The 13,621-nt window shown below is 69.7% G+C and carries 13 protein-coding genes and 1 pseudogene; 10 read left to right on the top strand and 4 right to left on the bottom strand.

The window, feature by feature from the left end:
• Positions 1-3 precede the first annotated feature (3 nt).
• The gene (gene mtrB, locus QFZ29_RS04760) at positions 4-1,680 is read left to right on the top strand and encodes an MtrAB system histidine kinase MtrB (RefSeq protein ID WP_306893086.1); all 1,677 of its coding nucleotides are present in this window, start codon (positions 4-6) and stop codon (positions 1,678-1,680) included.
• Positions 1,681-1,908: 228 nt separating this feature from the next.
• On the opposite strand, the gene QFZ29_RS04765 is transcribed toward mtrB, so the two are convergent.
• Positions 1,909-2,085, bottom strand: coding sequence for a hypothetical protein (locus QFZ29_RS04765; protein WP_306893087.1), 177 nt, complete (start codon positions 2,083-2,085; stop codon positions 1,909-1,911).
• Between QFZ29_RS04765 and QFZ29_RS20385 the strand changes: the two are divergent.
• From QFZ29_RS20385 to secA, 5 genes and pseudogenes are all read left to right on the top strand, one after another.
• Positions 2,009-2,404 (top strand): annotated as a pseudogene (locus QFZ29_RS20385) (GerMN domain-containing protein); the annotation flags it as partial. The gene QFZ29_RS04765 and the pseudogene QFZ29_RS20385 overlap by 77 nt on opposite strands.
• A 79-nt stretch (positions 2,405-2,483) precedes the next feature.
• Positions 2,484-3,362 (top strand): LpqB family beta-propeller domain-containing protein, encoded by an 879-nt coding sequence (locus QFZ29_RS04770; protein WP_306893088.1) that lies wholly within the window; start codon positions 2,484-2,486, stop codon positions 3,360-3,362.
• Positions 3,363-3,460: 98 nt separating this feature from the next.
• Positions 3,461-4,213: a ComF family protein gene (locus QFZ29_RS04775; RefSeq protein ID WP_306893089.1), complete on the top strand. Its 753-nt coding sequence runs from the start codon at positions 3,461-3,463 to the stop codon at positions 4,211-4,213.
• 80 nt (positions 4,214-4,293) lie between these two features.
• The gene (gene hpf / locus QFZ29_RS04780) at positions 4,294-4,998 is read left to right on the top strand and encodes a ribosome hibernation-promoting factor, HPF/YfiA family (RefSeq protein WP_306893090.1); all 705 of its coding nucleotides are present in this window, start codon (positions 4,294-4,296) and stop codon (positions 4,996-4,998) included.
• Between the two features lie 219 nt (positions 4,999-5,217).
• On the top strand, positions 5,218-8,016 hold the full coding sequence (gene secA / locus QFZ29_RS04785; RefSeq protein ID WP_306893091.1) for a preprotein translocase subunit SecA: 2,799 nt from the start codon (positions 5,218-5,220) through the stop codon (positions 8,014-8,016).
• 84 nt (positions 8,017-8,100) lie between these two features.
• Here the strand turns inward: secA and QFZ29_RS04790 are convergent, their stop codons facing one another.
• Positions 8,101-8,553: an Rv3235 family protein gene (locus tag QFZ29_RS04790; protein ID WP_306893092.1), complete on the bottom strand. Its 453-nt coding sequence runs from the start codon at positions 8,551-8,553 to the stop codon at positions 8,101-8,103.
• Between the two features lie 172 nt (positions 8,554-8,725).
• Here QFZ29_RS04790 and QFZ29_RS04795 point away from each other — a divergent pair, with 172 nt between their 5' ends.
• The gene (locus QFZ29_RS04795; protein WP_306893093.1) at positions 8,726-9,334 is read left to right on the top strand and encodes a hypothetical protein; all 609 of its coding nucleotides are present in this window, start codon (positions 8,726-8,728) and stop codon (positions 9,332-9,334) included.
• 16 nt (positions 9,335-9,350) lie between these two features.
• Here QFZ29_RS04795 and QFZ29_RS04800 read toward each other — a convergent pair whose 3' ends face one another.
• Positions 9,351-9,644: a helix-turn-helix domain-containing protein gene (locus QFZ29_RS04800; RefSeq protein WP_306893094.1), complete on the bottom strand. Its 294-nt coding sequence runs from the start codon at positions 9,642-9,644 to the stop codon at positions 9,351-9,353.
• A 121-nt stretch (positions 9,645-9,765) separates the two neighbouring features.
• Between QFZ29_RS04800 and QFZ29_RS04805 the strand changes: the two genes are divergently transcribed.
• The 3 genes from QFZ29_RS04805 to QFZ29_RS04815 are packed head-to-tail and all read left to right on the top strand — an operon-like array spanning position 9,766 to position 13,173.
• Complete coding sequence (locus QFZ29_RS04805) at positions 9,766-10,338, top strand: SAF domain-containing protein (protein WP_306893095.1); 573 nt, start codon at positions 9,766-9,768, stop codon at positions 10,336-10,338.
• 58 nt (positions 10,339-10,396) lie between these two features.
• A complete protein-coding gene (locus QFZ29_RS04810; RefSeq protein WP_306893096.1) occupies positions 10,397-11,644 on the top strand; it encodes an AAA family ATPase in 1,248 nt (415 codons plus the stop codon).
• A gap of 35 nt (positions 11,645-11,679) precedes the next feature.
• Positions 11,680-13,173 (top strand): sensor histidine kinase, encoded by a 1,494-nt coding sequence (locus QFZ29_RS04815; RefSeq protein ID WP_214870827.1) that lies wholly within the window; start codon positions 11,680-11,682, stop codon positions 13,171-13,173.
• 19 nt (positions 13,174-13,192) lie between these two features.
• Here QFZ29_RS04815 and QFZ29_RS04820 read toward each other — a convergent pair whose 3' ends face one another.
• Positions 13,193-13,441 (bottom strand): WhiB family transcriptional regulator, encoded by a 249-nt coding sequence (locus tag QFZ29_RS04820; protein ID WP_056730333.1) that lies wholly within the window; start codon positions 13,439-13,441, stop codon positions 13,193-13,195.
• Positions 13,442-13,621 lie beyond the last annotated feature (180 nt).

Below are 13,621 nucleotides of genomic sequence, written 5' to 3' on the forward strand. Positions count from 1 at the left end.
CGGATGGGTGCGGGCCAGTCCCCGGCGATCTTCTCCGCGGCGAGGTGGCGCGCGCTGCCGCGGCAGCTCGCGGCGCTCTGGCGGCGCTCGCTGCAGTTCCGCACCGTCATCATCACGCTCTCGCTCTCGTCGCTCGCGATCTTCGTGATCGGCCTCTACATCTCCTTCAGCGTCGCCTCCAACCTGTTCAGGCAGCAGCTCGACCAGGTGCTCGGCGGCTCGAACCAGGCGACGACCGCCGCGCAGCGGATCCTCGACTCATCCGACGCGGCCGACCGCGCCTCGCTGCAGAGCGTGATGAGCTCCGCGCTCGAGCAGGTCATCCGAGTGTCGGGAAGCCCGGCCGTCGCCGTGTACCGGGAACCGAGCGAGGCGTTCAGCCAGAACGCCCCGCCCGACATCGTGGCACCGAGCCTCGGCGGCGTCATCACCCGCGAGCTGCGCGAGCGGGTCGAGCAGAACCCCGACCAGCAGTTCTGGCAGTCGGTCGCCATCACGGAAGACGACGGCAGCAGCGACCCCGGCGTGGTCGTGGGCTCAGATCTCGTCGTCCCCGGCGCCGGCCGATACGAGTTGTACATCGGCTACAACTTCGAGAATGCCCAAGAGACCCTCGCCTTCATGCAGCTCACCGGCATCGTCGGCGCCGCCGCGCTGCTCGCCCTGCTCAGCTCGGTGACCTTCCTCGTGGTGCGCTGGGTGATCGAGCCGATCCGCACGGTCGCGGCCACGAGCCGCAGGCTGGCGGCCGGAGACCTCGGCGTGCGCATGCCGTCCAAGGGTGAAGACGAGCTCGCGACCCTCGCAGGGTCGTTCAACGGCATGGCCGACAGCCTGCAGGCGCGCATCCGGGAGCTCGCCGAGCTCTCGGTGATGCAGCAGCGGTTCGTCTCGGATGTCTCGCACGAGCTCCGAACTCCGCTCACGACGATCCGGCTCGCCGGTGATGTGCTCTACGGCCAGCGCGACGACTTCCCCGGTCCCACGGCTCGCACCGTCGAGCTCCTGCACACGCAGACTGATCGGTTCGAGACGCTGCTCGCCGACCTGCTCGAGATCAGCCGGTACGACGCCGGCTCAGTGGAGCTCGCGACCGAGCCCACGAACCTCGTGCACCTCGCGGGCGATGCGATCCAGTCGATGCACGAACTCGCCCGCGAACGGGGGAGTGAGCTGCGGCTCGACGCGCCCGGCGGACACCTCGATGCCGACGTCGACCCGCGGCGCATCCGGCGCATCGTGCGCAACCTCCTCGGCAATGCCATCGAGCATGGAGAGGGCCGTCCGATCGTCGTGGCCGTCGACAGCAACGCGTCAGCGATCGCCCTCTCGGTGCGCGACTACGGCATGGGCATGACCGAAGAGGCACAGGCTCGCGTCTTCGACCGGTTCTGGCGTGCCGACCCCAGTCGCATGCGCACGATCGGCGGCACGGGTCTCGGCCTCGCGATCGCGCTCGAAGACGCGGTGGCGCATGGCGGCGCACTCGACGTGTGGTCGCAGCCCGGACACGGCACGGTCTTCCGGCTGACGTTGCCGCGAACGAGGGATGCCGACGCGGTCGAGTCGCCGCTTCCGCTCGTGCCCGACGACATCGAGGCGACCGGGCCGGCGCCGACGGGCGTGGTCCCTGCGGTCGAGCCCGCCGACGGCGTGGCGCAGGAGGTGCACGATGCGTAGGCGCCTGTTCGCGGCATCCGTCGCCGTGATGTCTGCCGTGATGCTTGCAGGCTGCGTGTCGATCCCGAACTCCGGTGCGGTGAACGCCGGGAACTCGGCGGTCGTCGACGAGAACCCCGAGTTCGACATCATCGCGCCGGGCCCGAGGGTCGACGGCACGCCAGAGCAGATCGTGCAGGGCTTCATGGACGCCGCGGTCAGCCCTGGCAACAACTACCGGGTGGCGCGTCAGTTCCTCACCCCGGCCTTCGCCGACGAATGGCAGGCCGACGCCGCCGCGACGATCGACGCCGGCGCCCGCAGGCCCATCGCGATCGACGAGTCGTCGATGATCGTCGAGGTCACACCTGTGGCCTCGCTCACGGCCGGCGGCCAGTACGCCGTGAGCGAGTCGCGTGCCGCCATCCCGCTGCCGTACCGTCTCGAGCAGGTCGACGGGCAATGGCGCATCTCGGAGGCTCCGCCGGGCGTGGTGATCGACGAGGCGAACTTCGCGAGCGTGTTCCGCAAGCATGCCCTCTACTTCTTCGACCCCGAGTACCGCTACCTCGTTCCCGACCTACGATGGTTCGCCGGTCGCGACTCGGTGCAGACGAGCATCGTGAAGGCCCTGCTCACGGGCCCGGCGGAGTGGCTCGATCCCGGCGTCGTCTCGGCGTTCCCCGACGGTGTACGCCTCGACCCCGACGCCGTGCCGGTCGACGGCACCGTCGCGAGCGTCGACCTCTCGGGAGCCGCCTTCGACGACCTGCTCACGGTGCAGCGCATGCAGGGAGCAACTCGACGCGAGCCTCGTCGGCAAGGTGCGCAACGTCTCCAGGGTCACGCTCTCGCTCAACGGCCTCGAGCAGGACGTGCCCGACCTGCCTGGACAGGTGGTGGTGAACCCTCGCGTCGCCCAGCGGCCCGTGGTCTTCGACGGGGCCTCGTTCGGCTACCTCGCCACGTCGGGCGAGAGCATCGACCCGATTCCCGGCCTTTCGGCGGAGGTCGAGGAGCTTGCACCCACCGGCGCGGCGCTCGGACCCGATGCGGAGTCGGCGGCCGTGCGTTCCGCAGGGGGAGTCTCGCTCGTCGTCGCCGGGGAGGCAGCGGTGCCCCTCGATCCGCGCGCCGACCTCGTCGTGCCCGCGATGGACGGCGCGGGCTACGTCTGGTCGGTGCCGCGGGGGTCGCCCGACCAGCTCGTCGCGTTCGCCCCTGACGGAACCGACCTGCCGCTCGACGTGCCCTGGGGCGGGTCCTCGATCGCCGCGATCGAGGTGTCGCGCGACTCGACGCGCCTGATCGCACTGCTCGGCGACGGCGCACGCACGCAATTCGTCGTCGCGTCGATCGAGCGCGACGCCGAGGGTCGCCCCGTCGCGCTCGGCCCGGTGGCGCTCCAGCTCGACGACACTCCCGGCAAGCCGCTCGACGTCGCGTGGCTCGACGCGAGCAATGTCGCCTCGCTCACGGCGTTGCCCGACGGAACCACGCGGCTCGTCACCCAGGAGATCGGCGGCTTCGCGAGCGATCGGCAGGGCCCCGACGGCGGCGTCCTGCTCGACGGCGGCAACAGCATCAACGACGTCCGGGTGCTCACGTCGGCCGGTGCCCTGAACGTGCGGATCGGCGTCGGCTGGCAGGTGCGCGCGCCGAATCTCAACATTCGCTTCACGGCGGTCCAACAGCCGAACTGAGCTGCGACCTCTCCTCGACATGCGGCCCGGCGCAGCCGCCGTCATCGGCGATGCCGCGGCATGCCGTCGAGGGGGCGGATGCGGCGCAGGCTGAGCGGATGCCGCAGCATCCGCCACCTCTTCCGTCGCGACCGTCACTTCCACCGCTCGCCCGCAGCGCCGTCGCGGGCCGCCTCGAGCGAGCGGTGCTCGACGCGCTCGCCGTGGTGCTGCCCGTCAGGTGCGCAGGCTGCGGTGAGCCCGACCGCGCGGTCTGCGACGCGTGTCGCGTCGCGCTCGCCGCGGCGCCGCACCTCGTCGAGCGGCCCGGTCTCAGCGCGTGGGCGGCGCTCGAGTACGCGGGTCCCGTCGCGTCGGCCATCGGCGAGTTCAAGGACGGCGGGCGCACGGATGCCTCGCCGGCGCTCGCGCTCGCCCTCCGATCCGCGATCGCCCGCGCGGTCGAGGCGGCCCCGCCCGGGCGCGCGCTCGAGGTCTGCACGATCCCGTCGGCGCCGAGCGCGCACCGTGCGCGCGGGTACGCACCGGTCGAGGTGCTGCTCGCCCGGTGCGGCATCCGCTCGTCGAAGGTGCTCGCGCTCGCCCGCGGCCGCGTCGACCAGGCGGGGCTCGGTGCCGAGGCGAGGCGAGCCAACTCCGCGGGGGGTCTCGTGGCCGTGCGGCTGCTCACCGGCCGCCGCTTCCTGCTCGTCGACGACGTGCTCACGACGGGGTCGACGCTCGCCGAAGCGGCCCGTGCGATCATCGCGGCGGGCGGTTCCGCGGGCGCGTTCGCGGTGCTCGCCGAGACCCCACTGCGACACGGCGGGCATGCAGCGAAGTCACCGGAAACACTCCGTGACTTTGCCTGACATCGGGGCTACGGTGGCAGGACAGGCGTGGTCGATCCACCCTTCAGACCCGGGTGACACGCCGGTAGATGGAGGTCGTCATGGAACTGAACATCGTCGGACGAAACCTGGAAATCACTGATCGCTTCCGGGCATATGCCGCCGAGAAGTCCGAGAAAGTCACCCATCTCGCCGAACGAGCCATTTCGCTCAACGTGAAGCTCACGCGCCACAACGAGAAGAACGGCAACACTGGTCCCGACCGTATCGAGCTCACGCTCGTGGGCAAGGGTCCGGTCGTGCGAGCTGAGGCAGACGGCTCCGACAAGTACGCGGCGTTCGACGTCGCACTCGGAAGGTTGCTCGAGCGGGTCCGCCGATCGAAGGATCGGCGGAAAGTGCATCGCGGCCAGCGCCGCCCGACGTCGCTGCGCGAGGCGACCGACGTGGGCTTCGCCGGAGTCGGTGTCCAGGCTGCAGCGCCAGAGGTGCTCGAGCGGGTGCGCACCGGGAGCATTCCCGTGATCGCCGAGAACGAGACGCAGGCGATCGAAGAAGACGATGTGTATTCGCCCGTGGTCATCCGCAGGAAGGTGTTCGCCTCGACCCCGATGACCGTCGACGACGCGCTCTACTTCATGGAGCTCGTGGGTCATGACTTCTACCTGTTCGTCGACGCCGAAAGCGGGCGCCCGAGCGTGGTGTACCGCCGCAAGGGCTGGGACTACGGCCTCATCGGCCTCGACGACCGAAGCGATGACGAGACCGCGGAATTACCTGCCGAACTGCAGCGCGCCAGCGCCTGACCGTTCGCTCCGCTCGAGCCCGTCGGAGGGCCGCCGACCCGGCGAACCACCGACGGGCTCACTCATGCGGACAGCCCGCTGCGTGCAAGCGCAGGCTCGGGCGACGCCCAGCCGACTGCCCGCTAGCATGGCTATGATGACCGTCTGAACGGCGGCATCGGGCGTGCCCGGGTGATCCACCCGACGAACCCGGCGCCCGACGACTACAGGAGAACATTCGTGGCTTCGATTCTGGAAAAGGTCCTCCGCGTCGGCGAGGGTCGCACACTCAAGCGGCTGGAGAACTACGCTGCAGCGATCAATGCGCTCGAAGACGACTTCCAGGCCCTCAGCGACGAGGAACTGAAGCATGAGACCGTCGAGCTGCGCGAACGCTATTCCAACGGCGAGTCGCTCGACGACCTGTTGCCCGAGGCCTTCGCCGCAGTGCGCGAGGCGAGCCGGCGCACCCTCGGCCTCCGGCACTTCGACGTGCAGCTCATGGGCGGCGCTGCGCTCCACCTGGGCAACATCGCCGAGATGAAGACCGGTGAGGGCAAGACCCTCGTGGCGACCACCGCCGCCTACCTGAACGCGCTCACGAGCCGCGGGGTGCACATCGTCACCGTCAACGACTTCCTCGCGAGCTACCAGTCCGAGCTCATGGGGCGCGTCTTCCGCGCCCTCGGCATGACGACCGGATGCATCGTGGCCGGCCAGACCCCCACCGTGCGCCGCGAGCAGTACACCGCCGACATCACGTATGGCACGAACAACGAGTTCGGCTTCGACTACCTGCGCGACAACATGGCGTGGCAATCGTCCGACATGGTGCAGCGCGGGCACTTCTTCGCGATCGTCGACGAGGTCGACTCGATCCTCATCGACGAGGCGCGCACGCCGCTCATCATCTCCGGGCCGGCATCCGGCGAGGCGAACCGCTGGTTCACGGAGTTCGCGAACCTCGCGAAGCGGCTCGTTTCCGGCGAGGACTACGAGGTCGACGAGAAGAAGCGCACCGTGGGCGTGCTCGAGTCCGGCATCGAGAAGGTCGAGGACTACCTCGGCATCGAGAACCTCTACGAGTCGGCGAACACCCCGCTCATCTCCTTCCTCAACAACTCGATCAAGGCGAAGGCCCTGTTCAAGCGCGACAAGGACTACGTCGTCATGAACGGCGAGGTGCTCATCGTCGACGAGCACACGGGCCGCATCCTCGTCGGCCGGCGCTACAACGAGGGCATCCACCAGGCGATCGAGGCCAAGGAGGGCGTGCAGGTCAAGGCCGAGAACCAGACGCTCGCCACGGTCACGCTGCAGAACTACTTCCGCCTCTACTCGAAGCTCTCGGGCATGACCGGCACGGCCGAGACCGAGGCCGCCGAGTTCATGGCGACGTACAAGCTCGGCGTCGTGGCCATCCCCACGAACCGCCCGATGGTGCGCAAGGACCAGCCCGACCTCGTCTACAAGAACGAGGAGTCGAAGTTCGCGCAGGTCGTCGAGGACATCGTGGAGCGACACAAGATGGGGCAGCCCGTGCTCGTCGGAACGACGAGCGTCGAGAAGAGCGAGTATCTCTCGCGGCTGCTCGCGAAGAAGGGCGTGCGGCACGAGGTGCTGAACGCGAAGAACCACGCTCGTGAGGCGGCGATCGTCGCCCAGGCAGGTCGCCACGGCGCCGTGACGGTCGCCACGAACATGGCGGGTCGCGGCACCGACGTCATGCTCGGCGGCAACGCCGAGTTCCTCGCGGTGCAGCTCATGCACGAACGCGGACTGAGCCCGGTCGATACGCCCGAAGAGTACGAGGCCGCGTGGGACGAGGTCTTCGAGAAGGTCAAGGCCGACGTTGCCCTCGAGGCCGAGAAGGTGCTCGCGGCCGGCGGACTCTACGTGCTCGGCACCGAGCGCCACGAGTCGCGGCGCATCGACAACCAGCTTCGCGGCCGCTCCGGACGACAGGGCGACCCTGGCGAGAGCCGCTTCTACCTCTCGCTCACCGACGATCTCATGCGGCTCTTCAACGCCGGTGCGGCCGAGAGCCTGATGGCACGAGGAGTTCCCGACGACGTCGCGATCGAGTCGAAGGTCGTCACTCGCGCCATCCGCTCCGCGCAGTCCCAGGTCGAGGCGCGCAACGCCGAGATCCGCAAGAACGTGCTGAAGTACGACGACGTGCTGAACCGTCAGCGCGAAGCGATCTACAGCGACCGCCGTCATATCCTCGAGGGCGACGACCTGCACGAGCGCACCCAGCGCTTCCTCGAAGACGTCATCGACGAGGTGCTCGACGTGCACACCGCCGAGGGCAACCCCGACGAGTGGGACTTCGATGCGCTCTGGACCGAGCTGAAGACCCTCTACCCGATCGGCATCACGATCGACGAGGTCGTGGCCGAGGCCGGCGAGAAGGGTCGCGTCAATCGGGACTTCGTTCGCCGCGAGATCCTCTCCGACGCGAAGCTCGCCTACCAGCGACGCGAGGAGCAGCTCGGCTCGCCCGCGATGCGCGAGCTCGAACGTCGTGTCGTGCTCTCGGTCATCGACCGTCGCTGGCGTGATCACCTCTACGAGATGGACTACCTGAAGGACGGCATCGGCCTGCGGGCGATGGCACAGCGCGACCCGCTCGTCGAGTACCAGCGCGAGGGCTTCGCGATGTTCCAGCAGATGATGGGGTCGATCCGCGAGGAGACCGTCGGCTTCCTGTTCAACCTCGAGGTCGAGGTGGCGCCCCAAGCGGGCGCCGGCGGTGCCAGGATCGAAGCCAAGGGCCTCGGTCGGCAAGGGGCACCAGACGACAAGCTCAGCTACTCCGCGCCGAGCGACGCGGGTGGCGTCGAGGTGCGCAACCAGCGCGGCCAGGTGCAGCAAGCGGCAACGCAGCGTGCGCGTCGCGCCGTGGCCGAGAGCCAGGCGCCAGAGGTCGAGCCGGCTCGCGGCGCGTTCGGCCAGCGCACGGGCGAGGGCGGCGGCAACGGACAAGCGCCGCAGAACCGCGCCGAGCGCCGCGCTCAGGAGCGCAAGGGACGCTGACACGCGGGGCCGTGCGTTGCGTCGCCGACCGACGCAGCTCACGGGGCCGTGCGTTGCGTCGCTGTGCGACTCAGCTCACGCGACTCAGAGCACGCTGATGACGCTCGCGCGCCAGCGCTGGTCGAAGCCCTCGAGGCGGATGGCCACCGCTCGGGACCTCGCGCGCTGGTGCACCATGACGACCGCTTCGACCACGCCGTCGGCGGGCTCGCACACGATGAGCCGGCCGAGTGAGAACGCCGGACGCTGCGGCGCCTGACCCTTCACGCGGCGGGCGCGCGCGGCGAGCACGACGCGCTTCGAGAGGTTGCGATAGACGTCGTCGTTCACCCACCGCGCGAGCTGCTCGAGGTCGCGAGCGCCCGCGAGCGCCTCGATCACGCAATGCGTGAGATTCCGGAGCACCGGCTCGGGGTCGGGGAGCTCTTCGCGACGGGCCGGTTGGCGGCCGAAATATTCGTCTTCGTCGTCGAGGAATCGCGCGGCGGATCCTCGAACCACCACCGTTCGAGCGGCGGCGGCATGGCGTGCGGTCATCGTTGCTCCAGCGGGGAAGGGGCATTCGGCCAAGGGGAAAGAATGCCCCCCGATCGGGGGGCGTTCGGAAATCCTTGACTGAACCGTATTGACGGCGCCGAGCACTGTCAAGGGAATTCGGCGCCTGTGGAAAACGAACCGGCGATCTCCGGTCGCGCGGTAGCGTCGCTGCATGCGCTGGGACCTGCTGTTCGACGATCTCGAGTCGCAGCTCGACCAGGAGCAGCGCGACGAGGAACGCGCGCTCGCCATCGAAGAGGAGCGCTTGCGTCTCGGGCGGCTCACGCTGCGAGATCGGCTGTCGGCGATCGTCAGCGCCGACGGCGGCGACCGCTCCGACCACACGGCGAGCGTGCGGGTGGAACTGCAGGGCGGCCGCGTCCTGGCACTGCGCCCGCTCGCATTCGGGCGCGACTGGATGAGTGCCGAACTCCAGGAGCCCAGGCGCGGCGGAGCACAGTGCATCGTTCCCCTCGGTGCGATCGCCGCGCTGCTGCCCACACGCGCGCAGCTCGACCCGAGCCTCGAGCCGCTGCCCGAGTCGGCTGCGAGGCTCGCCGAACGCATCGGGCTCCCGTTCGTGCTGCGTGACCTGTGCCGGCGGCGCACGCACGTGCAGCTCACGACCGTCGACGGCGAATCGCACGGCACCATCGACCGCGTCGCACGAGACCACATCGACCTCGCCCTCCACGACGCGGGCTCACCCCGGCGGGAGCGGGAGGTGCAGGGCTACCGTGTCGTGCCGCTCGCGCGAGTGCTGCTCGTCGCCTTCCGCTGACCGCGAACGAGCGTGCTCAGTCGACGGGGCGCATTCGGCCGGAGCGAGCGCCCGACAACTCGACGACGTTCGCGAACTCGCCCTGGTTCCAGAGCGAGTACCGACGCGTCTCCTCGTATTGCCCCTCGATCCACAACTCGAGCTGCACGCGCTCGATGCGCCACGGACCCGAGGTGCCCACGCGGATCGCGGGCAATTCGCCCGAGCGGATCAGCTCGTCGACCGTCGCGACGTCGACGGCGAGGATCTCGGCCGCGTCGGCGATGGTGAGGAACCGGCCGATCTCGTCGCCCGAACCTGGAGAGGTCATGTCTCGATTATCGACCTGTCGCCACGGGTGCGGAGCGAATGTGGATAACTTCTGGGCGTCCTCCCTGCTTCGGGTGACGATGGGTGCGGCGCGAGCGCGCCACGGTGAAGGGAGCAGGCCGATGGCACGTCGACAGGAACGCGGTGAACGGGGGTCCCTCCGCCTCGATCCGCGTCTCATCATCGGCATGGTGCTCATCGCCGGCTCCACGCTCGGCGTGTGGGCGCTCATCTCGGGGCTCGACGACGCGGCAGAGGTCTACGTCGCACGCGAGACCCTCACCCCGGGCACCCGGATCGACGCCGGCGACCTCACCTCCGAATCGGTCCGACTCGGGGCGAGTGCCTCGCAGTACCTCGCGCTCGGCGACGTGCCCGAGGGCGGCCTCGTCGTGACCCGCACCGTGCAGGCGGGTGAGCTCGTGCCCGGCTCCGCTGTCGACGACGCGGATCGCACCGGCCTGGCGACGATCGTCGTACCGAGCAGCGGGCCATTGCCCACCGAGCTGGCAGCAGGCTCGAGCGTCGACGTGTGGACGGCGCGGCAGCTCGAGCGCGGCGCTTTCGAGCCACCGGCGGTCCTCGTGTCGGGCGCCGAGATCGCGGGGCTCGTCGAGAGCGAGGGCATGGTGGCAGACGAGGGCGTCTCGGTCGAGCTGCTCATCCCTCGCGAGAAGGTGGCGGCCCTCCTCTAGGCGCTCGCCGCCGGCGACGCGATCGATCTCGTTCCGGCGCGCGCGAACGGGCGCTGAGATGGCACGGCTCGCCCTCGCGCTCGACGCCACCACTGAAGACCGGCTCCTGGCCGACCTTGTCGAGCACGACCACACCGTCGTCGCGCGCCTCGTCGGCTGGCGAGACCTCCTCGAGAGCCTCGACGTGCTCGCGCCCGAGGTCGTCATCGTCGGCGCCGGCCGCGGCACCCTGAGCGCCAAGCTGCTCCAGGCATGCGACGAACGTGGCATCCGCATCATCGGGCTCGCTTCCGGCGACGCCGAACGGGCGCACGCGGCGCAGCTCGGCTTGCACGAGGTGCTCGACCGCTCGGTCACCTGGCCCGAGGTCGAGGTGCTCGTGAGCGGGGGAGTGCCGGTGCCGTCGCGGCTCGGCGAGACGAGCGCGCGCCCCTCGCGGGCGGCATCCGTCATCGCCGTCTGGGGGCCCGCCGGCGCGCCCGGCCGTACGACCGTCGCCGTGAACCTCGCCGCGGAGATCGCGGCGGCGGGGCACACCGTCGCCCTCGTCGACGCCGATCCGTACAGCGGTGCGGTGGCGCCCTCGCTCGGATTGCTCGACGAGGCGCCGGGGTTCGCATCCGCCTGCCGGCTCGCGGGGGCCGATGCGCTCGATCGCGCCGAGCTCGAACGAATCGTGCAGCGGTACTCGGCGCCGCGAGCGTCATTCAACGTCTTCACGGGCCTCGTCGGGCCGAGCCGGTGGCCCGAACTCTCGCGTGACCGGGTGACGGCCGCGCTCGGTGCCATTCGAGCGTGGGTCGAGTACGTCGTCGTCGACACGGGATTCAGCCTCGAGCACGACGAGGAACTCACGAGCGACCAGTTCGCGCCGAGGCGCAATGCGGCCACCTTCGCCACGCTTGCCGCCGCCGATCGAGTCGTCGCGGTGGGGCTCGCCGACCCCGTTGGACTGTCGCGCCTGTTGCGCGGCCACGGAGAGCTCATCGACCTCGTCGAGCCCGAGCGGGTCGACGTCATCGTCAACCGGGTGCGCACGAGTGCGCTCGGTATCGACGCGCACAGCCAGGTGCGGCAGACGCTCCGCCGGTTCGCCGGCCTCGACGACGCGACGCTGCTCCCGCACGACGGCAAGGGAGCGGATGCAGCGATCCTCACCGCTCGCACCCTCCGTGATGCTGCTCCTCGCTCGCCACTGCGCGCAGCGATCCGCGACTACGCGTTCGACGCGCTGCTCCCGGTCCCCGAGCCGGCACGGCGCCGCGGGTTCGCATTCCCACCCGTCAGGCGGCCCGCCACGGGCTGAGCAGGCGGGCGCCCGAGCACGACTACGCTGGATCTGTGTCGACCCTCAGTGACCTCGTTCTCGCCCAGGGCCGCAGCAGTCAGGCCGATGTCGATTGGCTGCACATGCTCGTCGGCGACCTGCAGCTGCTCGCCGACCTCGCCTTCGCCGACATCGTGCTATGGGTGCCGTCCGGACCCGACGGGTTCGTCGCCGTCGCGCATGCGCGACCTTCGAGTGCGGCGACGTTGTTCTACCGCGACTTCGTCGGGCAGGAGATCAAGCCGCAGTGGCACGATCTCGCCACCCAGGCGTTCGGGAGCGCCCGGATCGTCGACTCGTCGGCGCCCGACTGGTACGAGGAGATGCCCACTCGAGTGCGGGCCGTGCCGGTCATGCGACGGCTCACCTCGACCGGCACGAAGCTCGCCGATGAGCCGGTGGCCGTGATCACGAGGCATACGAACCTGGGGGCGACGCGCACGCCGAGCCGTCAGGAGCTCACGTTCAACGAGTGCGCCGAGGAGCTCTTCCAGATGATCGCGTCGGGCGACTTCCCCGACCTCGGCGCCCCGACCGGCCCGCGACGCGGTGCGCCGCGAGCGTCCGACGGGCTCATCCGGCTCGACGTCGACGGCACCACGACCTTCGCGAGCCCGAACGCACTGTCGGCGTTCAACCGCATGGGCTTCGACGACGAGCTCGAGGGCGAGTCGCTCGCCGAGGTCAGCACGAAGATCCTGAGCGGCAAGCTCGTGATCGACGAGTCGTTGCCGCTCGTCGTCACGGGTCGCGCACCCTGGCGCACCGATGTGGAGTCCCGCGGCGTCACCGTCTCGTTGCGGGCGATCCCGATCCGACACCGGGGCGAGCGCATCGGTGCCATCGTCCTGAGCCGCGACGTCACCGAGCTGCGCCACCAGGAGCAGGAGCTCATCACGAAGGACGCGACGATCCGGGAGATCCACCACCGCGTCAAGAACAACCTGCAGACGGTCGCCTCGCTCTTGCGCATCCAGGCACGCCGCACCCACTCGGATGAGGCTCGCGAAGCCCTGACCCAGGCGATGCGGCGAGTCGGAGCGATCGCAGTGGTGCACGACACCCTCTCCGAGGGGCTCAACCAGAACGTCGACTTCGATGCGGTCTTCGACCGGGCGCTGCTCCTCGTCGCCGAGGTCGCCTCGGCGCACAACACGACGGCCCACCCGAAGCGTTCAGGCTCGTTCGGCGTCCTGCCGAGCGAGTACGCCACTCCGCTCGCGCTCGCGCTCACGGAGCTCGTCACCAACGCGGTCGAGCACGGCCTGGCCGGGCAGGAGGGCGATGTCGAGATCACCGCCGACCGTTCACCGACGACGCTCACCGTCCAGGTGCGCGACACCGGCTCCGGCCTGCCGGAGGGCAAGGTCGGCGAGGGGCTCGGCACTCAGATCGTGCGCACCCTCATCCAGGGCGAGCTCGGCGGCACGATCGACTGGCATACGGTCGTCGGACGCGGCACCGAGGTGACGATCGACGTGCCGCTGCGGTGGATCACGCCGGCGTAGCCGACACCGCGATCGCGCCTCAGGAAGCCCTGCGGGCGCGAGCGGCGCGGCGCTTCAGCGCGCGACGCTCGTCTTCGCTCAGGCCACCCCACACACCGGAGTCCTGGCCGGTCTCGAGTGCGTATTGCAGGCAGATCTCCGTGACCGTGCACCGCGCGCAGACAGCCTTCGCCTTCTCGATCTGGTCGACTGCGGGACCAGTGTTGCCGACCGGAAAGAAGAGTTCCGGGTCAGCCGTGAGGCAGGCGGCTTTGTCGCGCCAATCCATGGAGATGCTCCTTGCGTACTTCGATTGCAGACGCGCATGCGTGCGCTGCCGGGGCTCCGGCTGTGCTGCAGGGGGGAAAGGCCGAATCACGGGAAGTAGGATCAGGACTGATCAGCTCACGTCCCTGTGAGCATCAACTCGGCCTCATAAATGGTCGCATAGCGGAGAGATCGAATCAAT

The sequence above is a fragment of the Agromyces albus genome (assembly GCF_030815405.1).
In the GTDB taxonomy this organism is placed as follows: Bacteria; Actinomycetota; Actinomycetes; order Actinomycetales; family Microbacteriaceae; genus Agromyces; species Agromyces albus_A.